Origin of the sequence: Paenibacillus qinlingensis (genome assembly GCF_013204845.1) — a bacterium.
GTDB classification, from domain to species: Bacteria; Bacillota; Bacilli; order Paenibacillales; family NBRC-103111; genus Paenibacillus_E; species Paenibacillus_E qinlingensis.
On record NZ_JABMKY010000018.1, the window covers coordinates 1 to 19801 of the forward strand.

The following is a 19801-nucleotide window of genomic DNA, read 5'->3' on the forward strand; positions in this document are numbered from 1 at the left end:
ATGAACTATTACAATCACGAGCGCATCAAGAAAAAACTAAAAGGCATGAGCCCGGTACAGTACCGAACTCATGCCTCACAGGCTGCATAACATAAATGTCTAACTTTTGGGGGTCAGTTCACAACTGGCGGTTTTTTGTGGGCTCATTATGAAGGGTAAGCGTCGGTGCTGATAATAGCCGATAGAAGCTTGCGCATCGATCGCGTGCCGACTTTATCCATGATTTTCTCGATGTGTACTTTGACTGTTTTCTCACTGATAAAGCAATAATCTGCGATTTCTTTGTTGCTATAACCACGCAAAGCGATCAGGCTAATAATTTCGGCTTCACGCGTTGTAAGGACATGTCGAGATGCAAAATGTGTGATAACAGAAGGTAGTTTGGTAGGAAGAAGATTTCTTACAAGATTCTCTTGAACAGTGGGCATGCGTAAACGACCTCAATATCTCAATAAATGTCTAGCGTATCCTTTATTCTAACAGAATTAGCTATCCAATAGCAGGGAAGGGCGTGTCGAATTTCCAAATTTTTATGTAATTTCTGTCGAGTGAATCTTATGAAATACGGATTCCCTGGTTAATTGAAGCCGTCTGTACAAGTGTGGAAAGAGTGGAGACTAGCATCTTTCTAATCCTTGCTTTGAATTACAAGCAAGAGGCCTGAGGATAGGTCGATGAGACCCTCTGGTTCAAGGAGAATATTACTGATGCCAAGCGACATCCCAATTTCAAGCGTTGCTTGATGAAGGGGATATTGGAAGCCATGCAACGTAATTCCCTTGACCTCTAGGCTCAATGGGAGAAGGGAAGTATGGGTGTAAGGACCCTTCTTCACGGGAGTGGGTCGATCAATCACCATAATGAGATTATTAGCATCCATAATCGCACAGGGAATGCCGTGCGCGATGCCCTTGCGAAGCAAATGCACATTGGCAAGGGAGTGATCGAACCGTGTGCCTAACGCGCCAACGAGCAGAATTTGGCTTGGCTTTTGATCCAGCGCCCAATTAAAAGCCATTTCCGTATCCGTCAGATCCTTATAAATCGGATCACAGTCTATGAATTCTTGGCTAGAAGCTCGAATGAGGGCGAGCTCCTCGGTTGTAACGGAGTCGAAATCTCCCATCGAAATATGAGGGAGATAGCCATTTTGAATGAGAAAGAGAGCCCCACGATCGGAACCAACCAGAATATCATCCGCGCGAATCTCCTCAATCGCCCAATCGCCAAGTGTGCCGCCTGTAATTATCATTATGCGTGTCATATAAGAATCCCCCGGGGAAAAATTAACCAATGTATTCCCCTTAGTATAGCACAGAAGAGTAAAAAACCGAGAAGCCATAGAGGCCGCTCGGTTTCTTGGCAGGATGCACGCTTAGTGCAGCTTAGGTTCTTGCATCTACACGCTTACGCATGGGGTTAAGTTCAGACTGATCGTGATCAATTTCCGCCTCATCGGCAAAGCCTTGCAGCTCATACGTACTGCGGCCCAGAACCAGATCGGCGGGGAACTCATCACCTCGTTTAAGTGTAACCTCTTGCCCAGCTTCATTGGCGTAAATACCATCGGTTTCGACCGTATCGCCAGTCATGGGATCCATCGATTTGTTCTTCGACATTCAACATGCCTCCTTTCCTGTTGCTTATCCTTACCATTTCCAAGGTGGCAGGAAATTATGAGGAGAATCATGTAGAATGAGAAGGTCATCATAGCTTGTACGCAGAGAGGAATGAAAGACATGGCTTTATGGGGGACGATCGTGAACGCAGTTGCCATTATTATCGGTGGATTATTAGGCATCCTGCTGCCCCGCATCTCAGAAAGTATAAAAAACACAGTTCTGCAGGGCCTAGGGCTCGCAATCACTGTGTTAGGTATTACAATGGCACTCAAATCAGATCAAATTGTGCTCGTTATCATGAGCATTGTGATTGGCGGTATTCTTGGAGAGCTCATGCGGATAGAAGCGAATCTGACCAAACTTGGCGACTGGCTGCAGACCAAGATAAGCAAGCAACCGGCATCTCATCCAGCAGCGCCAACTAGTATATCGGAAGGCTTCGTCACCTGCACGCTAGTTTATTGCATCGGCGCTATGGCGATACTAGGCCCTTTGGATGGCGGGCTGCGGCATAATCATGATATTTTATACACCAAGTCATTGCTGGACGGGTTCTTATCCATCATATTCGCATCCACCTTGGGGATTGGCGTTGTCTTCTCTGCCGCATCCGTGTTTGTGATGCAAGGAACGATTGCCTTGTTGGCAACCGTGATCGCCATGGCGTTCAGCCAAGCGTCTCTGGATGCCATGATTGTTCAAATTACCGCAGTAGGCGGAGTTTTGGTCATTGGTGTCGGGATCAATATTTTGCAAATCAGAAAAATCAACGTGGCCAACATGTTACCTTCACTGGTCATTGCCGCGGCAGCGGTGCCTCTGCAACAGTTCATAACGGAGTGGCTGCATCGCTAGATTTACCCAGCGGAGCCGTTAAATTTGTAGCCAACGCCGCGTACCGTAATGATGTAGCGGGGCTCAGCTGGATTAAGTTCGATTTTTTTGCGTAAGTTGCTAATATGTACAATGAGTGTGCGCGGATCGCCCATGCTGTCCAAGCTCCAGATAAGTTCAAAGAGGTGTTCGATTTTATAGACACGGTTAGGCGTCTTGGCCATTAGGGAGAGCAGGTCAAATTCTTTGGCTGAAAGGGAGATCGTTTGTCCATTCGCTCGTACGATGTGGCTCACGAGATCGATTTCTAAACCAGGGAATTTCACCAATTGGGGATCATCTTGATGCTGCTCGCGAATCGAGTTGCGGCGAAGAAGTGCTTTGACCCGGGCTACAAGCTGACTTGGGCTGAATGGCTTCGTCATATAATCATCGCCACCCATGCTAAGACCAAGAATGATGTCAATATCCTCACTTTTACATGAAATGAATAGGATGGGCGTATTACTCGTTTTGCGGAGCTGACGACACACCTCTATACCATCAAGTCCTGGCAGCAAAATATCCAGAATAATAAGATCAGGCTTATGTTCTTTAACAATGCCAAACACATCATGTCCGTTATTGGCACTAATCACTTTGTAGCCTTCACGCGCCAAGTAGAGTTGAATTAACTGGACAATTTCTGGTTCGTCATCAACGACTAAAATGGTTTCTCCTGCCATGTTTGAAATCCCCCTCAGTGATGAAACAACTCCTAAAGTAAGAAGGGTGTTTCCCTCTCTCAAATATTACATATATTACCTACATTATAGAACGATTCTCCTAATAATTTCTATCCATTTATTGACAATGAGGGGGTTCTCGCATGCAAAATGGACACATTTAGGTAGAAAGTAGGGTTCGGGTCTTCTGAAATGGAGGAAGTCGACAGCAATCGCTAATTTTCGACCTTTTGGCGGATTTGTTCCCTAGTCATGGGAATCTGATATTCGGAAAGAACAGGCGAGAAATAAACCGCTACACACGAGTCCCAAACTCTGCCGTAACGGTTTTTTGTCATATCCCCAGTATTTACTCGTAGCGATTTTGGTAACTTTCTAGGATGATAGAAGGAATCATAACGAATCGAATAGGGGATGAGACAAGGTGAAATCCAAACGTGGATGGCGAAGGCTTGTTGTGGCCCTAGTCGTTGTCGGTGCGATATGTCAGGTTAGCTTTGTGTACAAACAAGAGGTTTTCGCAGGGGCTACGGTGGCTCAGGGGAAGTTTAATATGTCCTACTTATTCAGTGGAGCTCCAAGCACGTATACGTCACAAGTCAATAAGAGCGGTGATACCTTAGACGTGGTCTCGCCGAGTTATTATCATATTAACGAAAATGGCCGTTTAGAGGTGACGGATCTACAAGCGTCCTTCATCACGGAGATGCACAAACAAGGGAAGAGAGTTGTCCCTTTTCTAAGTAACGATTTCGACAGAATGATTGGTGAAAAAGCGATCGATGAACGCGAAACACTGGTGAAAGAACTCGTTGCAAGTATCAAAGCCAATCAACTTGATGGCATTCAGTTAGATATTGAAAATGTAGGAGCAGAATACCGAGACAAGTATACCGATTTTGTTAAAAGGCTGCGCGCAGAGCTGCCGGGTACGATGGAGGTATCTGTTGCTGTCGCCGCGAATCCAACAGGGTCTACGACGAACTGGATTGGTCTGTATGACTATAAAGCATTGGCAGCGGTCAGTGATTATCTGATGGTCATGACCTATGATGAGAGCTATCCTGGCGATCCTACACCGGGTCCTGTTGCTAGTCTGCCCTTCGTCGAGAAATCCATTCAGTATGCATTGTCCCAAGCTCCGGCGAATAAAATCGTGTTGGGCATGCCGTTATATGGCCGCTATTGGAACCAAGATCCTGCATCCGATGGGGCAGGGATCGCTGCTAGAAGCGTTCAAAAGCTGGTTGACCAATATCAAGGGACAGTCCGTTATGATACAGCAAGCCAGTCACCCGTTGCTACCTTCACAATTCAAGCAACGGATGTGCAAGCAACCGTGAACGGTAAAGAATTAGCTGCCGGTACTTACACAGTTTGGTTCGATAATGAGCAATCGATGAAAGCGAAGCTGAAATTAGTAGGGAAATATCAGTTGAAAGGGACTGGCAGCTGGAGCTTAAATCAAGAGTCTGACGATACTTGGAGTTACTATCAGCTATGGGCCGATGGTTTTTACTTCACCGATATGCAAAAGCATTGGGCGCAGGCCGACGTCCTGAGCGCCGCGAACCGCGGCTGGATGGTTGGTACAGCCGCAGACCAGTTCGCGCCCGACGCGGCGCTCACAAGGGCAGAAGCCGCGACGATTATCGTGCGCGCGCTTGGGTTAGAGAGCGCGGCGTCCACCGTTGCCGCGTTCAAGGATGTGCCTGCGACCCACTGGGCGTCGCAGAATATCGGGATCGCGCAGCAGAACGGGCTGATGCAAGGCATCAGCAGTGATCGCTTCGCGCCCGATCAGAGCATGACGCGGGAGCAGATGAGTGTGCTGCTCTCCCGCGCCTTAAAGCTGACCACGCCAGTGAGCGGCGTGGCAAAGACGTTCACGGACGTGCCAGCGGATAGCTGGTCGGCAGAGGCCATTGCTGCGATGAGCAGCAGGGGCCTTGTCGACGGCTTCGAAGGCGGCACGTTCCGCCCGCTCGCGTCCTTGACGCGAGCGCAGATGGCTGCGCTGCTGAGCCGCGCACAGCCGCTGCTCACGCAGTGATAGGCAAAGGGTCCCAAGCCATGTGTGGCGAGGGACCTTCTTTTTTTGCGATAAGGTGTATTCGTGGCATGAATGCACTTGCGAAGGAGCTTGCAAAATTGCAAAAAAGCAACTATTTCTGCCTGCGCCCGCCATTTTGGTAGCTTTAGGCGCTAAAGGATGCCTTTTCGCACGTATTCCTCTTTTTAAGCTGTGTACGCCGAAAATAAGTGTATTATTGCATTTTTGACTTTTGCGCTTACACTTCCCTATGCCTTCTTATCGTCCGTGTAACACGTAGCGCCATTTCAATCCCTACGTTGGTTTAGATTGTTGCTGTTGGGTAACGAAGACCATACGTGGCGGTTTGTTCTCAGTAGTTTCTGTCGGCTTCGTTGGAATATCACCAAGCGCATCATCGGTCCCTGTATATACGAACGTCTTTTGTCCCTTGGGACCAGGTTTATTGGTTACGAATTGACGGATGTTTTTGATACGGGTTTCCGACCTCGTTACGCGATTGCTGCCAATTTGAAAAAGAGATGAAGCCGCGACTCCGAGAATGCGTATGTTACGAACCGTAATATAACTTCCTAAGTTATCCACACACATTGTGAAAGGTTCGGGAGGCTGAGGGATAGGAAAAGGTCGTTGGTAGAAAGGATAAGCCGCGAAGCTACCCTCGTTCCCATAATAAATAGGTACTTCACGCTGTACGGCAAAGACTCTGTTCTGCAAGGCTGTATAAACATTATCCCCTGCATGCATCGTACTTGATGAGCCTATGCTATTGATATAAATATTGCCAACAATCGATAGTCGTGCCATTGCTATCCCTCCGAAGGAAGTGGAACGAAAGGGGAGATGATGACCGATTCCGGAGGCGTGTCAAACATCGAAGATAAGGTGATGACCTCCGTATCCCCAATCAGGAAAACGGATGAACTGGATACCCCAACGATACGGACATCGCCAACGCAGATTTGTTTGTTTTCTACATGTAAATTAAACATCTTTAGCCCTTCTCTCCCTTAAAATAGTTGATGTAAATGCAGCCATTTATTTGGGCAGACTGGATATGTAAGTCTCAATCGCGGTAAGGATGTCTTGCTTTGTTTTGTCCATAATGTTATTGGTTACAGCCTCCAACGGTTCTTTGAACCCAACGCCGCGGTATTGATTTACATAATGTTGAATGCGCGTATCGAGCTGCTTGCGAATATCATCGATGATCAAATCTTTGTAATCCTCATCGAGTGGATGCTGATATTTATGTTCAAGGTTGTTAATATCACCCTGTACGCCAAATTGCAGATACTGTTCAATGCCGCTAGCAACATCTGCTTGAATGTCTTTACCTTGCTTTGCAGCTTCTCCGCGCACTGCCTCTTGACCCGCGCCGATCCCACCACCTGGCCCTGCCCCCTGATATTGACCGCCCTGGTAAAAAGGATTCATATCCATGGGAGCCATGCCGCCACCGTTACTTTCTTTGTTCAAGGAATTACCGTTTACACTGAGGTCCTCAATTTGATCTATTGCGCTGGGACTGATTCCGATCGTGAGCGTTCCGTCTAGCTTTTCAACTTTAAGCTGATCAAAATTATATTCTATTTTATCAATATGAATGCGCTTCTCGTCCTTCAAGGCTTTCAGATCCGCCTGCAGCTTATTTACGGTTTGCTCTAATTTATCGATGCGCTGTTTCTGCATGTCGACATAGCTGCAGAGTTGTTGGGCCCATTGCTGCCACGTGATCGCATTATTCATTCGAGAATGCACCTCCTTCCGGATGACTCCGATAGTTCAAGGACTGCCTGGCTAATCTTGAAGCGCAGCAAATAAAGTTTAGTTAAGCATTATGTCGGTGCTGGCAAAGGAACAAGGGCTACAGGGTTAACCTCACTTGTTCCAAGCTCAGGGGCAGGCTCTACGAAGCCGCCTGTATTGTATAGATTAGACAAGGAACGAATCGAACCTGCTGTGCCAATTTGGAGGACCGAAGAGTTGGCGACAGAGTTTACTTTTAGCTGCTGAATCATAATGGTTTGATGGATGGTCCAGTTCATAGGCCGTGGAACACCTCGCTCTAGGCTGACAATTGTCAGAGGATATTGCCGCTCGCATTCGCATCAATAAAGTCAGAATCATTGGTGACTGTCGTACTGTACGTATTATAAACACGTGGGAAATCCCCGGTGTTAAATGAACCGGCTCCGGCAAAAGTCTTGGAGGAGCTAGTAGGTGAAATAATAAAGGAATCGCCGAAATGAACGACAGAGCTGGAGCCGACACTAATAATTTTCACATTCCCGACGATAGCTGGCATAATCCGATCCCCCTTGCGTTATCACACCTACAGTATATGAGGTATCCGCCTAGAGGTGCTCTGAATTTTCGGGAGGGTGTCACATCGGGACGTAGGCACATATACTGTTAGCAAAATGAGGTGATAGGCTTGAGCGGATTTAATCGCCATCCTTGGCTGAAGTGGGAACAGGTTGAGAAGTTTCTTGGACAAAAGCTGCCGTTCGCCGAAAAAGGGCAGACCTTTCTAGATAATATGACGTGGGCTGAAGGATATGTACAGGACATGCTGAAAAAAGCGATGCCAGGCATGGATGCCAGCATTTCCTCCTCTGGTGCCATTGGTACAGAGATTTTTGAAACACATGAGCATGTCATTATTAAGGTGAAAATTGCGAAGGAAGAAGATCCAAGAGCGCTCCAAGTGTTCGTCAAATCGAATCAAATTAAGCTGACAGGATTTACGAATGGGAAGAATCGCATTGTAAAAGTGCCAACGTTGGTGGTGCCGAGAACTGCCAATGTCACCTATAAGCAGCGAGTATTGGAGATCAAGATTCGCAAGCGCGGGTTGAAGGAGAGCTACCATGAGGCGTATATCCGGTACTAGTCACCGCGTAGTAACCGAAAGAACCCCCTTAGGCCGTATGGCTGAGGGGGTTCTGTTGGTTGGTGGGTAGCACGGGCCGAAAATGAAAACAAATGGATTATATGCAGCTAATTTCAGTATTTCCTCACTCGATCGCCCAAATAGCCAATAATAACGGCAGAAAATCCAGCTATTTTGTTTTATCACGCAAAAAGAGCCGAAATAGATGGAGGTTTTCCATCTAATCCGACTCTCGTTTATTTGCTAATTAAGCAGTGGCTGCCATTAACTTACTACAGCACGCGACGTGCTGTCATATAACGGGAAGCCCACGTGCCGCTGTTCATGTCGGTGATACGTACACCGCCAGCGCCGTAAGTTTGAAGGATTTTGTTATTGCCCATGTAGATTGCAACGTGGTGAATCACACCAGGTTTGCCTGGGATCGAGTAAAATACCAAATCGCCAACACGCAGATTGCCACGGGAAACATACTTACCTACACGTGCTTGTTGTTGAGATGTACGCGGCAGACTAACGCCTACTTTTTTAAATACATATTGTGTAAAGGAAGAACAGTCAAAGTTACGTGTTTGACCTGAAGTTGCTCCGAATTTGTAAGGTGTTCCTAAATATCTTTTACCAATAGAAATAACTTGGCTGCCTCTCGAAGTCGACGTTGCTGATGCTGTAAGCGCTGTAGCATTGGTTACTTCTGTAGATGTAGCCGCTTCCGCTTTACCTGGTGCACCTGCTGCAATGACTGATAATCCTATAGATACGGATAATGCCGTAACGACTAATTTTTTGTACCAAGTTTTTTGTGGGTTTTTCATGGGGTTTGCCTCCTTAGAGTTTTCGCTGAGTTTTCGCCAATCTATCTTGCATTGAAGACAATGGTAAGCTTCAATTGAATGTTGGCAAGAATAGAATCTTGGTCAGTTGACTCTTAATTTGAGTAACCTTGCGATGTGGTTGTCCACCTGAGACTCAGTATACCAGATGAAAATTGCCCTATTATTTACCATGCAACCTTTTAAATAGCGCTATAACAGGGGGAAAGCTCAATTCTGAGAGAATGATGAGAATCCCCTTATAATGTTCTTATTGACAGGATTGTGGAAGCGTTACAACAGCCGTGGAGCCTAGTCCTAGACTACTTTGGATCTCTATGGTTCCTTGATGTTTTTGTACAATATGTTGGGCAATAGCGAGTCCAAGACCTGCTCCACCTTGCTTACGGTTCCTAGCTTTATCAGACCGATAGAAGCGGTCAAAGACATGGGGAAGGTCCTCTTCAGCGATGCCGATACCTTGATCCATGACTTCAATGATCACGCGTTTCTCTTGCAAACAGATGCGAATATCCACGATCTTCTGACTATATTTTAAAGCGTTGTCTATTAAAATAATAAGCAACTGCCTAATCTGATAGGCATCGCCAGTCATCGGGAGTTCCTTCATATTGTGTTCGGACTGTACCCGAATCTCTCGGGAAGAAGTAACGCGGAGAGACGCGGCAGTCTGCTCTACCAGTGGAATAAGGTCGAAATCGGTATTCTGCTCACAATTTTCACGGTTCTTATTGGTGAGCGACAGCAGATTTTGCGTGAGCAGTTTCAGCTGGGCGGACTCAGACACGATGGCCTCTAGGGCTTCTTCGCGCAATTGATCATTGCTAGAAGCCCATCTGCGCAAAAGGCTTGCGTAGCTTTCAATAATCGTTAGCGGGGTTCTAAGCTCATGAGACGCATCGGCGAGGAATTGCTCCTGTTTACGAAACATCTCTTGCAGTCTATCGATCATGCGATTAAACGTGTTGCCAAGCATCATCAGTTCATCATTTGCTTGGTTATCAGGCAGTGTGATATGACGGAATGAACCGCTCTCCTCAATGTTTTGCATGGTAGCGATGAATTGTTTAAGCGGTCGAAACAGCACATTGGTATAAAAATAACCCCCAATCAGAGCCAATATGAGCGCACCAATGGAAGTCAGGACAAGAATGGAGATCAACATTTCGGAGTACATGCCAAGTCTTCGCAGGCTGCGTCCTATTTCTAAAAGGGCTACTTGTTTACCATCTTTGAACACGGGTGTCCGAACGAATAGTATGATGCCATCTGCATCTGTTAATAGAGTTTCAGACGCCTTAGTCGAATAGCTTGCAGGGTAACTGGCCAGATTGGTATCGGAATAAATCTCATGTGCGACCTTCGAATCTGGTGTAATATATCGCAGCATCTCTTGTGGGATGAGGAGCTCATCCATTTGCATATTATCTTTCCAATACTCGGGATGGTTAGGCAGATCCTTCAGCAACAAAGCGCTGGCTTTATCCTTCAATAGGTCAATTTCACCCTTCGTTGTCACACGGATAAACATGTAATAAACGAAAGTAAAGCTAAAGAATAGGATGACCATTAAGCCAATGGACACCCAGAGTGTAATTTTTAGTCTTAAGCTCATACAGGCTCCTGCCCATCCGCGGGGGTGGAACTACCATCGGATACGGCCTCTTTCGATTTAATTAAATAGCCGATGCCGCGAATCGTCTGAATCAGCTTCGTGGTAAAGGGCTTGTCCACTTTCTGACGTAAATAGCGGATATATACGTCCACAACGTTCGTATCCCCGATAAAATCATAGCCCCACACCTCGCTGATAATTTGCTCCCGCGTCATGACCTCATTCTGATGCTGAATGAGGAATCGCAGCAAATCAAACTCCGTTGGTGTCAGCTCTATGGCCGTGCCCTCGCGCGAGACCGCGCGGCTCTTCAAATCCATCGTGAGGTCATCGATTTTCAGCAAATGATCCTGTTCAGGCACTTGCTCTTGCAGACTTTTCTGCCGGAGCAGACTGCGAATGCGGGCTAACAGTTCTACTGTGGCAAAAGGCTTCGTGACATAATCGTTGGCGCCCTGATCCAGCCCGCTGACGCGATCAGGAATAGCATCGCGTGCAGTGAGGAGAATGACAGGCAGTGTGGCATTAACCTGTCTAAGACGTCTTAGAACTTCCAGTCCGTTGAGTTCTGGGAGCATAACGTCAAGAAGGATGAGATCCCATCCTTCTTGATCTAAGGCAGCTTCAAGACCTGAGCGTCCATCTCCACAAATAAGCACCTCATACCCTTCATGCTCAAGCTCTAACTGGAGCACACGAGCAATACGTTCTTCATCTTCAATCAACAATATGCGGCTCATAGCGGATCATGTTCACTCCCAAGCCACTGCATGCAGTGGTAGTTATTTAGTCAGATTCGGAATCCAGAAAACCTCTTCGCATTTGATAAAAGATTGCAGAAATTCCGGTTCGACTGGAATCTGCGAACGATAAGCAAGCAACGCTTGCCACTTGCAATAGGCTTGAGCCAACGTCAATGGTCGACGGATCGGCGGAGGCCAAGGTACGTTCAACGGAACGCGATGGCCCTCTACAAGGTGGGCTTCGAAAGGAAGCTCCGGTGTAATGCCTCTTGGCCATGGCCACTGGGATTCCGCACCGCTATGGATTAAATATGTGTAAACCGCACCTGCATACCCAGTTTGCAGGACGGCTTCCATGACGAAAGCATGGGCCGCGGCATGGTCGAGATGGGTATCAGCAGCATCCGTGACATAAATCTCATGAGGCTGCAGCATCGTGATTATGGCCTTCGTATCACCGAGGGCGCAAGCTTTCCGATACGGAGCGGGGCAGCCGTAATACATCGAGTGAAAATCAGGCACGAGCCCGCCGTAGGTCGCCTGTCGCTGCGTGAAACGCTGCTGAAAGGGCGGCATCGCGCCCGTAGTGGCATATACGCGGCCCAGCCCGGCATCCGGATAGCCCAGGAACGTCAAATCCTGTGGGCGAAGCCCAATCAGCGCTGCGGCTGCCAGAGTCTCTTGCTGGCGTATACGCGCCAGCTCCAAGTAATGCTCAGGCCCTAGCTCTTCTGGGGGGTTGCCGAATAAGAGGGTAGCCGCTTCCGGGTAGCCATCGCCGTTCGTGAAGAACACGACATGAACTCTCTTGCCACAGGCAATGGCGTCCATGATTGTGCCAGCTGTCCCGAGTATTTCATCATCGGGATGCGGAGCAAATATAAGCAAATCAACCGGGTATTTCTTCAACACGATTCCTCCCACGCATACATTAATCAATGATATTAATGTATGTGGGCAGAAGCGGATGCGTGTTAACCCAACCTACTTCCAGCCAGGAAATAAGGGGGTTGTAGGTTCTGGAAGACGGAATCCGCTGATAAAGGCGCATCCGATTCCCCAAGCTAAGATCATCCAGATGAGAAAGACTATCGCTTGTTTACGGCTTCCTTTCCCTTGTTTCATCCAATAGGTCATTTGCTGGATAGCAATGAGGATGGATGGAATCGTAAGAGCGGTCAATTTAATCCACATTATTGACTAATCTCATCCTCTCTTAAGTAATAAGGAGCGCCTTGAACACCAATTTGATAAATATTCGCGTCAACCTTGAACTGGACGTCGACTTCAGGGAAAATAGTTTCCCAATCCTTCTCGATCTTTTTCCACAGTTTTGGATACTTCCGATAGACCGATTGTCCGAGACCTACGTTGTCCGTCTTGTAAGTTGTTTGCAGGGTGTGGAAGAGCTTCTGATAGCACTGCGTTAGTTGTTCTTGAAAGGACGCATCGAGCTTCTCCATAATAGCCGGATCACTTGGATCCAGCTTCGTTCGATTATCCATGATACGACCTGTAGCTGTAATTTCCACAATAAAATGTGGTTGCTGATCGGGGGAGACTTTCACTCGTTTCTTCGCTTTTAGCGTAGTAACCCGAACAGACAATTTATTTTCCTGATCAGGGAGAGCTACGTCCACGTCGCCGAATGGCTTTCTGCCTAGCAGACTCGTAAGCGCGATCGCTTGCATATCATCCACATACCCGACCAATGTGGTTTTATTAAATAAGGCAACGCTTCTCAACAGAATTTTACCGTCATGATCCTTGGAGAATGCCGCTGCAACGGGCTCAATGCCGGTTGCAGCGGAGGAGGCATAGAAATTGCGGAGCATGGAAGGAATTTGCATTTTACGAACAATGATTTCCCGTAAAGCTTCTTCTTTCGTGGCTTCCAAGGAATAATCCGACTCGACGAGACTTTTGGCATCGGTATCCCTAGCAATAACAAGATAGGTGCGCAATCGATTTTTGGGGTTTCTTGAAATCAAATCTAGGAAGGGCGCCATGTTTTGTCGAGCTAAGGATTCTCCGACCATGAAGATCCTGCGGTGTGACGGCAACGCATCTCTTGAGAGCTTTCGCTCTAGCTTTATGGTCATCGCTTCTATATTTTCACCATAATCGACGAGCGGCATGTACGTCTTCTGTTGCGTGCCACCACTTGTGGTTAATTGGCCGGCACCAATCGATTTGGGAATTGCAACTTGAACATAGCCGCGGTACTTGCCTGTATCCGTCATGAGATCAAAGGCAGAAAGCTGCAGAATGGCAATGTCATTAATTTCTTTGCGATCCCAGCACCCCGTTAGCAGGATAAGAATCATCGTATACGTCATCAGTTGACTCATTTTTCTCATCATTCGTGCCTCTTGGTATCCGCCTCTGGCGGCGTTGCAACCAGATCACGGTCAAGAATCCAATGCGGAGAACGGACTAGAAAGTCCCGCAGTCCTTTTAACCGCAAAGGTCCAATTGGAGATAAGTAGGGAACGCCAACAGAGCGGATTCCCGTCAAATAGAGGGCAAGCGTAAAGAGTCCCAGCAGGATTCCGACGAAACCGAGCGTGCCAGCGAGCAAGAGCAGCAACAAGCGCATGATTCGAATAGAAAAGGTCATGTTATAGCGCGGAATCATGAAGGAAGCGATTCCCGTCACGGAAACAACGATGACCATGGGTGTAGATACGATGCCAGCTTGCACAACCGCTTGCCCGATAACAAGAGCACCGACGATACTGACGGTTTGTCCCATGACGCGTGGTAATCTCAGTATCGCTTCCCGGAGTGCTTCAAATGTAATTTCCATGATGAGGGCCTCGACCATAGCTGGGAACGGGGAGGCTTCACGAGCCCCTGCAACAGCAAGCAATAGATTCGTAGGCAGCATTTCAGGATGGAAGGTTGTGATGGCCACATAGAGCGAAGGCAATAGTAGAGCTAGAATGATTGACAAAGAGCGAATGAACCGTATGAAGGTTGCACTGGTGAACATCAAGTAGTAGTCTTCGCTGGACTGAAAAGCCGACCAGAATTGAAAAGGAGCGATTAACACGAAAGGCGTATTATTGGTGAAAATAGAGACTTTCCCTTCTAGGAGGGCGCCTGCCACCACGTCTGGCCTTTCCGTGTATTCCATAGTAGGGAAAATGCTGAAGGGATTATCCCGAATTAGTTCTTCGATATAGCTGCTTTCCAGTACGGCATCAATATGAATAGCGGATAATCGCTTTATGATTTCATCGACAATTTCTTGATCCGCAATACCGTCCAAATAAATGAGCCGTACTTCCGTTTGGCTGAGCGCTCCGATCTGCCAGGTTTTAATCCGCATTTTATCTGTTTTCAAACGGCGACGCAGCAAGGCAACATTCGTTTCCAAATGTTCTGTAAAGCCTTCTCTTGGGCCGCGGACTCCAGATTCTGTTTGAGGCTGCTCGATACTACGATGGGGCAGGCAGGCCAAATTGGCCAATTGCACCTGCATCTCCCCTTGCTCGGCGACCATTACAAAGCCAATAAGCAGGCTATCGATTAATGTTTCAAAGAGATTGGTTCTTTTGATTTCAGGCGACAGAATGTGGGAAGAGAGGGTCTCTGTTGTTGATTCTGCTTCGGATATGGGCTTAGTTATTTCACGTTCAATCCGCTCTGCGTCAACCAAGCCTGAGATGTAGGCTATGAGGGTAGAACGGATGTGTACAAAGACTAAATCTGGATCGTGATCAAGCTGCTGATTGATATCCGTTTGCAGCTGAGTAATATCAATAGCTTCATCAACAGGCGTTTGTTGCATCCACTTCTCCCTCCTTAGCTCTCTACGCTGCGTTTTCTGAATACCCCGTTCAGGATGAAAATAACCAATGGGATTAGGACGAATAAAGGAAGTTCGATAATCCAGGGCACAACTTTTAGGCCTACAAAAATATGGCTGGCAATGTTTTTGGCTGTATAGATGGAAATCAACCAAATCAGCAAAGCGACTGGTATAATCACCACACGGTGATTTTCCGTTTTCCACTGCATGGTGATCATTGTGCATGCCGCGTAGGCGTACAGAATGATTTTGAACAAGCCGCCTGTAATGAAAGTTGTGACGACAAAGGGATCCAAATTATCGATGAAATCGGCAATTCGGATCAACTGGAAGCTGGTCAGGAGCGGATAAAAGGAGCGGTAGAACAGGTCTGGCCCCAGTGTACTAACTGCAATAAGATCCAGTACGACAAAAACAGCTCCGACTAGTAGGGAGGAGTAAAGGGCAGCCTTGCGAAACTTGCTAGGGCTGACAGTTAATTTCCAAAATACAGCGAAGATGATAACTTCACCGAAGGTCGTTGTTAATCCTAGTGGGAATACGGTTACGCCAATGCTTCGCCAATCCGATGCAACAGGCAGCAGCCACGAGAAGTCAATGGCATTCGAGAAGAATAGCAGAATGAGTTGGATGCAGGTAAACAAAAAAACGATGATAATACTGAGTTCAGCCAATCGAGCAATTCGTTCAATCCCTGCATAGCAGGCATAAGCAACCAATAAGACAAGAAGCAGCATTAAGAACGGAGCTGGCGTACTAGGGAGTAGGAATGTGCCCATTAACTCACCGAGATCCCTTAGAATGCGCGCCGATTCGTAAACAAAAGCAAAAATATAAATTGTGGTTAATAGGTGGCCGACGTACTTGCCGAAGGTTATTTGAAGCAGGGAAACTAAGGTTTCGCCTGGATTGCGTTCATATATACGAGTAAACATCCATACGATGCTTATTCCAAAGGTGGCACTTAGAAGGGCAGCTAACCAAGCGTCCTGCTTAGCACCGCCAGCGAAGCCAAATACAATGGTTGTACCCAGCTGGAATAAAAACAAAAGACAGAATGTTTGCCATGTCGAGAGCACTTGAATCACGCAGAACCCCCCTGACGTGCTAATGATCTTACTATTTTCAAATTTGGGAAAAAATATCCTTCCTTTCCTTTAAACACCTGAAGTCATACGGAATAGAGGAGTGAAATTGTCCATTAGCCTAGTCCACATGACCCGATGCCGACATAAAATAATTCCATAGACGTAATGAAGGAGTAGAACCTATGAGCATATCTCCCAAAAAGAAGGTGCGCATCAAAGTCAAACACAAGGTAGCGATTTTACTCCAAGATCGTGATGCTACTGCTAAAGTTTATGTGGAGATTTTTGGAGATTTGAAATCGCGGGAAGTCATGATGGAAGCCATAAAGCGCTTAGAAGATGGATTAATCTATACAGATGAGAAATGTACGATGCTCATTGATAGTGATTATATTGAGGTACTTCCGAGAAGGAATCTCAGTCGTAGAGAAGGGGAGGATTTCATTTTCTTAATCGATCGGGCTTATGCAGAAAACTATGTCGTTTCGGCAAAAATTATCAAGTAAGGGTTAACATGTGTGCAAAAAACCCCTAATCGTTGCAGTCAGGAGTTAATTTTCCTGATCTGGCGAATAGGGGTTATTGAGGTTGCGTTGCTTATTTCTTGCTTGCTGATGGGAATGTTTCTACGGAAGTTAAACGATCGTAGAAGTCAGTGAAATTATTTCTCTCAGCTGAGTCAAGCAAGGCCATTGCTGTGCGAGGGTGCTCGTCTAGCGCACCAACGATCATGTATGGAATGAGGTAACCCCAATCCCATTTCTCGCGCATTGTGATCATATGCTTCTCAATGATTTCAAGAACAGGACGCACATCGTAGCGTGCACCCTTGAGGTGGCTGAGCAACAATTCAGTTGTACAGTTACCAGCAGCGCGACCCATACCGTACACGGATGAATCCAAGAAAGTTACACCTTTGGATGCTCCTGTGATCGTGTTAGCGAAAGCAAGCTGCATGTTGTTGTGCATATGCAAGCCTAGTTCCTTCTCAGGAAGTAAGCGTTGGAATTTGGATACAAGGTAGTCAATATCTTTGCTGCCCATGCTGCCGTAAGAGTCTACGACATAAACAACGTCAACTGCGCTTTTGTTGATTTCTTCAAAAGCTTCCGTTAATTCGTTCTCCATTACGTGGGAAAGCGCCATGATATTCAGGGACGTTTCGTAACCCATGTCATGGAATTTTTGAACAAGCTCAAGACCTTTATCAACATCCTTGATGTAACAAGCAACGCGGATCAGGTCAAGTAAGCTGTCTTCACGAGGTAAGATATCTTTTTCATCCACACGTCCGATATCAACAAGAGCGGATAGTTTTGTATCTGTTTTTTTGGTGATAACATCACGCAAGAAGGATTCGTTTAGGAATCTCCAAGGGCCGGATGATCCGCCTTTAAGTAACTTCTCTGAGTTTTTGTAACCAATTTCCATATATTCTACGCCGGCAGCGCTCAAGCCGCGATACATATCTTGGACAAACTCCACGCTAAAATCCCAATCGTTCACTAAACCGCCGTCTCGAATCGTACAATCCAAAATCTTGTGTTGATGATGCTTTACCATACTCGCAAATACCCCTTTCGACAGCTCTTGTCGCCTTCTGATTTTGCTATATTATCACTTATGAACAGGTGGCTTGTCAATCCAAGCGTAGGCTTCCACACAACTTTTCTAGGTAGGATATGGTAATATGGAATGGACAGAAGTGATCACGTGAGGAGGATGCACGGAATGAATCGGAATGAATGGACATTAGCAAGAGAGGTTGCTGTAGGGGCAGCTGTGAAAGCAGGTGAATTAGCCAAGAAACGTTTCGGTGGTCAATTCATCCTTCAGCACAAAGATGAGCGCGGTGATCTCGTGACAGAGGTGGATGTGCAGGCGGATCGTCTTATCGTGGATGACATCCTGAGTGTGTTTCCGACTCATCGCATCTATAGTGAAGAAGCGGGTGAGGGTGGAGCAGCAAGTGATTGGGTGTGGCACGTGGATCCCTTAGATGGGACGAATAATTTCGCACTGGGCCTCCCCTTGTACGGTGTTTCCATTTCTTTGAGTTACCAAGGTCGGATTGTACTAGGTGTTGTGCATGATTCAGCTATGGAACTCACTTACGTGGCTGTTCAAGACGAAGGTGCTTGGCAAGGTGACAGGCGGCTATTGGCGAGTCCAAGCGGCGTGCTGACGAAGTCTAGTCTTTCATGGATTCAAGGGCATGCCGTAACGAAGGACGATCAGCGTGCCTTAGCCCTCCGACATCATCTGGAGTATTCAGTCAAAAGAGTGATGCGCTTATGGGCGCCATCCCTTGTGTGGGCGATGCTGGCTAGAGGTGATCTGCACGGGGTTGTTCTATACAACTCCGAAGGGGAAGATCTCTATGCAGGCTTACTGCTTGCGCAGGAGGCCGGTGTGAAAGTGACGGATTTCTCAGGTAATCCGATTGCTTTTCTTGGTGGCACGGCAGTGGTAGAGGCAGCGGACGGGGACGGGGCAATCTATTTGGTCGCTGCCGTTCCTGCCTACCACGCCGAGCTGCTCCAGCTTGTTCAAGAAGCACTAAAGACGACGGCGAAGTAGGTTTTCGAATAGGATAGGAACAATTGGTCAAACCTAATGGCAGACTTTCCATTTGAGCTTATGGTTACGATGCCAGTTTTTCTGGCGAGAACCTTTATGGAGAAAGGGTGCTGTTAGATGAAGGACTTTGTTCCTATCTTTTTTGAGTTCAATCAAACGCGAGATGCGTTGCTGGCGTTAGACACATTAGAAGAGCTTGGCTACAAGCCAGAGCTGCTTGAAGGGGAGCGCGCAACGCTGCACATTCATCTTGATGAGCAGGAGATTACCTCGGCCATCGAAATCGCGCAGTCCCACGGCGGACGGCTCGTGGATCGGCCGCAGACGCAGTCCGAGCGGGCCACTTTCGCAATGGCGTATGACCTGGAGGGCTCCATCCGCATTCCGGCACATACCGTGAATGAGGATTGGTCCGACAGCTATGCTTCATCTGTTGCCGCAGTCGATCGAGATGCGGTTCCGAGTGATGACGAGGCGGCTTTCGATCCTTCGGCGGATGACTATAATCACTTTAGCGCCGGTATTCGTATTTAACCGACGGTGGTTGTGGTTGCGTGGCAGGGCAGAGGTTGGATAGAGTGTGGACTGCTAGGTGAGAAGCGCGGGGTTCAGCGTTGGCCGCGTGCAGAATGAGCTGCGCTTGGTAAGAGCATGGACTTTGTAAAGATAGATGAGCTCGAGGGCTGGATCCTCGGGCTTTTTGGGTTTGTGTGTGGAATAAATGTATTTTCTACAGTTAATTCCAATGTATTTCCCCCGAAAACCAGAATAGATGGATTTCATACAGTTAAAATAAGCGATTTGCGCCAGCATGATCAAATATGGAGGAATTAACAGTATATTTTCCATCTAATTCTAATATTAAAGGAAAATCTCCTGAAATAGCTGTAGATCTTCCAGTTATTTCTTGTTAACTAGACCTCAAGGCTGGCGCCACAGTCGAGTAAACCGCTAACTTGTCACACCACTCCGCAATCGGGTACCACAAAATCTAA

At 47.1% G+C, this 19801-nt stretch carries 25 protein-coding genes; 7 read left to right on the top strand and 18 right to left on the bottom strand.

Annotated elements, in window-relative coordinates; all coding sequences use genetic code 11:
- Nucleotides 1-90: IS3 family transposase (locus tag HQN88_RS26020; RefSeq protein ID WP_173115701.1), on the top strand; the 90-nt coding region annotated here is incomplete at its 5' end.
- Nucleotides 91-146: 56 nt separating this feature from the next.
- Here the strand turns inward: HQN88_RS26020 and HQN88_RS26025 are convergent.
- The 3 genes from HQN88_RS26025 to HQN88_RS26035 form a co-directional block, all read right to left on the bottom strand.
- Nucleotides 147-428 (bottom strand): response regulator transcription factor, encoded by a 282-nt coding sequence (locus HQN88_RS26025; protein WP_173118030.1) that lies wholly within the window; start codon nt 426-428, stop codon nt 147-149.
- A gap of 200 nt (nt 429-628) precedes the next feature.
- Nucleotides 629-1264 carry a thiamine diphosphokinase gene (locus tag HQN88_RS26030; RefSeq protein WP_173118032.1) on the bottom strand — a complete coding sequence of 212 codons (636 nt, stop codon included), beginning with the start codon at nt 1262-1264 and terminating at the stop codon, nt 629-631.
- Between the two features lie 121 nt (nt 1265-1385).
- Complete coding sequence (locus HQN88_RS26035; protein WP_056610744.1) at nt 1386-1619, bottom strand: hypothetical protein; 234 nt, start codon at nt 1617-1619, stop codon at nt 1386-1388.
- Between the two features lie 120 nt (nt 1620-1739).
- Between HQN88_RS26035 and HQN88_RS26040 the strand changes: the two genes are divergently transcribed.
- Entirely contained in the window at nt 1740-2477 is a 738-nt protein-coding gene (locus HQN88_RS26040) for a DUF554 domain-containing protein (RefSeq protein ID WP_173118034.1), read from the top strand.
- 2 nt (nt 2478-2479) lie between these two features.
- Here the strand turns inward: HQN88_RS26040 and HQN88_RS26045 are convergent, their stop codons facing one another.
- Nucleotides 2480-3181 carry a response regulator transcription factor gene (locus HQN88_RS26045; protein WP_173118036.1) on the bottom strand — a complete coding sequence of 234 codons (702 nt, stop codon included), beginning with the start codon at nt 3179-3181 and terminating at the stop codon, nt 2480-2482.
- 424 nt (nt 3182-3605) lie between these two features.
- On the opposite strand from HQN88_RS26045, the gene HQN88_RS26050 reads away from it, so the two are divergent.
- Nucleotides 3606-5234: an S-layer homology domain-containing protein gene (locus HQN88_RS26050; RefSeq protein ID WP_173118038.1), complete on the top strand. Its 1629-nt coding sequence runs from the start codon at nt 3606-3608 to the stop codon at nt 5232-5234.
- Between the two features lie 294 nt (nt 5235-5528).
- Here HQN88_RS26050 and HQN88_RS26055 read toward each other — a convergent pair whose 3' ends face one another.
- From HQN88_RS26055 to HQN88_RS26075, 5 genes are all read right to left on the bottom strand, one after another.
- Nucleotides 5529-6041, bottom strand: a complete 513-nt coding sequence (locus HQN88_RS26055; protein WP_173118040.1) for a spore germination protein GerPE — start codon at nt 6039-6041, stop codon at nt 5529-5531.
- Between the two features lie 2 nt (nt 6042-6043).
- Nucleotides 6044-6226 (bottom strand): spore gernimation protein GerPD, encoded by a 183-nt coding sequence (locus tag HQN88_RS26060; RefSeq protein ID WP_173118042.1) that lies wholly within the window; start codon nt 6224-6226, stop codon nt 6044-6046.
- 46 nt (nt 6227-6272) lie between these two features.
- Nucleotides 6273-6983 carry a spore germination protein GerPC gene (gene gerPC / locus HQN88_RS26065; protein ID WP_173118044.1) on the bottom strand — a complete coding sequence of 237 codons (711 nt, stop codon included), beginning with the start codon at nt 6981-6983 and terminating at the stop codon, nt 6273-6275.
- Between the two features lie 89 nt (nt 6984-7072).
- Nucleotides 7073-7282, bottom strand: a complete 210-nt coding sequence (locus tag HQN88_RS26070; protein WP_173118046.1) for a spore germination protein GerPB — start codon at nt 7280-7282, stop codon at nt 7073-7075.
- 35 nt (nt 7283-7317) lie between these two features.
- Complete coding sequence (locus HQN88_RS26075; RefSeq protein WP_056610720.1) at nt 7318-7542, bottom strand: spore germination protein; 225 nt, start codon at nt 7540-7542, stop codon at nt 7318-7320.
- A gap of 129 nt (nt 7543-7671) precedes the next feature.
- Here HQN88_RS26075 and HQN88_RS26080 point away from each other — a divergent pair, with 129 nt between their 5' ends.
- Nucleotides 7672-8130, top strand: a complete 459-nt coding sequence (locus tag HQN88_RS26080; RefSeq protein WP_173118048.1) for an Hsp20/alpha crystallin family protein — start codon at nt 7672-7674, stop codon at nt 8128-8130.
- Between the two features lie 272 nt (nt 8131-8402).
- Here HQN88_RS26080 and HQN88_RS26085 read toward each other — a convergent pair whose 3' ends face one another.
- From HQN88_RS26085 to HQN88_RS26120, 8 genes are all read right to left on the bottom strand, one after another.
- Nucleotides 8403-8945 carry a C40 family peptidase gene (locus HQN88_RS26085; RefSeq protein ID WP_173118050.1) on the bottom strand — a complete coding sequence of 181 codons (543 nt, stop codon included), beginning with the start codon at nt 8943-8945 and terminating at the stop codon, nt 8403-8405.
- Nucleotides 8946-9213: 268 nt separating this feature from the next.
- Nucleotides 9214-10578, bottom strand: a complete 1365-nt coding sequence (locus tag HQN88_RS26090) for a sensor histidine kinase (RefSeq protein WP_173118052.1) — start codon at nt 10576-10578, stop codon at nt 9214-9216.
- The gene (locus HQN88_RS26095; protein WP_173118054.1) at nt 10575-11318 is read right to left on the bottom strand and encodes a response regulator transcription factor; all 744 of its coding nucleotides are present in this window, start codon (nt 11316-11318) and stop codon (nt 10575-10577) included. The genes HQN88_RS26090 and HQN88_RS26095 overlap by 4 nt, the downstream gene beginning before the upstream one ends.
- Before the next feature lie 42 nt (nt 11319-11360).
- On the bottom strand, nt 11361-12230 hold the full coding sequence (locus tag HQN88_RS26100; protein ID WP_173118056.1) for a PIG-L deacetylase family protein: 870 nt from the start codon (nt 12228-12230) through the stop codon (nt 11361-11363).
- 75 nt (nt 12231-12305) lie between these two features.
- Entirely contained in the window at nt 12306-12515 is a 210-nt protein-coding gene (locus HQN88_RS26105; protein ID WP_173118058.1) for a hypothetical protein, read from the bottom strand.
- Nucleotides 12515-13684: a Ger(x)C family spore germination protein gene (locus tag HQN88_RS26110; RefSeq protein ID WP_173118060.1), complete on the bottom strand. Its 1170-nt coding sequence runs from the start codon at nt 13682-13684 to the stop codon at nt 12515-12517. The genes HQN88_RS26105 and HQN88_RS26110 overlap by 1 nt, the downstream gene beginning before the upstream one ends.
- Nucleotides 13681-15117 (bottom strand): spore germination protein, encoded by a 1437-nt coding sequence (locus HQN88_RS26115; RefSeq protein WP_173118062.1) that lies wholly within the window; start codon nt 15115-15117, stop codon nt 13681-13683. Before HQN88_RS26115 ends, HQN88_RS26110 begins: the two co-directional genes overlap by 4 nt.
- 14 nt (nt 15118-15131) lie before the next feature.
- A complete protein-coding gene (locus HQN88_RS26120) occupies nt 15132-16226 on the bottom strand; it encodes a GerAB/ArcD/ProY family transporter (protein ID WP_173118065.1) in 1095 nt (364 codons plus the stop codon).
- 182 nt (nt 16227-16408) lie between these two features.
- Here HQN88_RS26120 and HQN88_RS26125 point away from each other — a divergent pair, with 182 nt between their 5' ends.
- The gene (locus HQN88_RS26125) at nt 16409-16732 is read left to right on the top strand and encodes a hypothetical protein (protein ID WP_173118067.1); all 324 of its coding nucleotides are present in this window, start codon (nt 16409-16411) and stop codon (nt 16730-16732) included.
- A gap of 91 nt (nt 16733-16823) precedes the next feature.
- Here HQN88_RS26125 and HQN88_RS26130 read toward each other — a convergent pair whose 3' ends face one another.
- Nucleotides 16824-17789 carry an aldolase catalytic domain-containing protein gene (locus tag HQN88_RS26130; protein ID WP_056610687.1) on the bottom strand — a complete coding sequence of 322 codons (966 nt, stop codon included), beginning with the start codon at nt 17787-17789 and terminating at the stop codon, nt 16824-16826.
- Between the two features lie 168 nt (nt 17790-17957).
- Here HQN88_RS26130 and HQN88_RS26135 point away from each other — a divergent pair, with 168 nt between their 5' ends.
- A complete protein-coding gene (locus HQN88_RS26135; RefSeq protein ID WP_173118069.1) occupies nt 17958-18806 on the top strand; it encodes an inositol monophosphatase family protein in 849 nt (282 codons plus the stop codon).
- A gap of 117 nt (nt 18807-18923) precedes the next feature.
- Nucleotides 18924-19340: a hypothetical protein gene (locus tag HQN88_RS26140; protein WP_173118071.1), complete on the top strand. Its 417-nt coding sequence runs from the start codon at nt 18924-18926 to the stop codon at nt 19338-19340.
- Nucleotides 19341-19801 lie beyond the last annotated feature (461 nt).

Coding starts and splice junctions, on each gene's coding strand:
- HQN88_RS26025 (WP_173118030.1), bottom strand. CDS start 428: ATGCCCACTGTTCAAGAGAATCTTGTAAGAAATCTTCTTCCTACCAAA.
- HQN88_RS26030 (WP_173118032.1), bottom strand. CDS start 1,264: ATGACACGCATAATGATAATTACAGGCGGCACACTTGGCGATTGGGCG.
- HQN88_RS26035 (WP_056610744.1), bottom strand. CDS start 1,619: ATGTCGAAGAACAAATCGATGGATCCCATGACTGGCGATACGGTCGAA.
- HQN88_RS26040 (WP_173118034.1), top strand. CDS start 1,740: ATGGCTTTATGGGGGACGATCGTGAACGCAGTTGCCATTATTATCGGT.
- HQN88_RS26045 (WP_173118036.1), bottom strand. CDS start 3,181: ATGGCAGGAGAAACCATTTTAGTCGTTGATGACGAACCAGAAATTGTC.
- HQN88_RS26055 (WP_173118040.1), bottom strand. CDS start 6,041: ATGGCACGACTATCGATTGTTGGCAATATTTATATCAATAGCATAGGC.
- HQN88_RS26060 (WP_173118042.1), bottom strand. CDS start 6,226: ATGTTTAATTTACATGTAGAAAACAAACAAATCTGCGTTGGCGATGTC.
- gerPC (WP_173118044.1), bottom strand. CDS start 6,983: ATGAATAATGCGATCACGTGGCAGCAATGGGCCCAACAACTCTGCAGC.
- HQN88_RS26070 (WP_173118046.1), bottom strand. CDS start 7,282: ATGAACTGGACCATCCATCAAACCATTATGATTCAGCAGCTAAAAGTA.
- HQN88_RS26075 (WP_056610720.1), bottom strand. CDS start 7,542: ATGCCAGCTATCGTCGGGAATGTGAAAATTATTAGTGTCGGCTCCAGC.
- HQN88_RS26085 (WP_173118050.1), bottom strand. CDS start 8,945: ATGAAAAACCCACAAAAAACTTGGTACAAAAAATTAGTCGTTACGGCA.
- HQN88_RS26090 (WP_173118052.1), bottom strand. CDS start 10,578: ATGAGCTTAAGACTAAAAATTACACTCTGGGTGTCCATTGGCTTAATG.
- HQN88_RS26095 (WP_173118054.1), bottom strand. CDS start 11,318: ATGAGCCGCATATTGTTGATTGAAGATGAAGAACGTATTGCTCGTGTG.
- HQN88_RS26105 (WP_173118058.1), bottom strand. CDS start 12,515: ATGTGGATTAAATTGACCGCTCTTACGATTCCATCCATCCTCATTGCT.
- HQN88_RS26110 (WP_173118060.1), bottom strand. CDS start 13,684: ATGATGAGAAAAATGAGTCAACTGATGACGTATACGATGATTCTTATC.
- HQN88_RS26115 (WP_173118062.1), bottom strand. CDS start 15,117: ATGCAACAAACGCCTGTTGATGAAGCTATTGATATTACTCAGCTGCAA.
- HQN88_RS26125 (WP_173118067.1), top strand. CDS start 16,409: ATGAGCATATCTCCCAAAAAGAAGGTGCGCATCAAAGTCAAACACAAG.
- HQN88_RS26130 (WP_056610687.1), bottom strand. CDS start 17,789: ATGGTAAAGCATCATCAACACAAGATTTTGGATTGTACGATTCGAGAC.
- HQN88_RS26135 (WP_173118069.1), top strand. CDS start 17,958: ATGAATCGGAATGAATGGACATTAGCAAGAGAGGTTGCTGTAGGGGCA.
- HQN88_RS26140 (WP_173118071.1), top strand. CDS start 18,924: ATGAAGGACTTTGTTCCTATCTTTTTTGAGTTCAATCAAACGCGAGAT.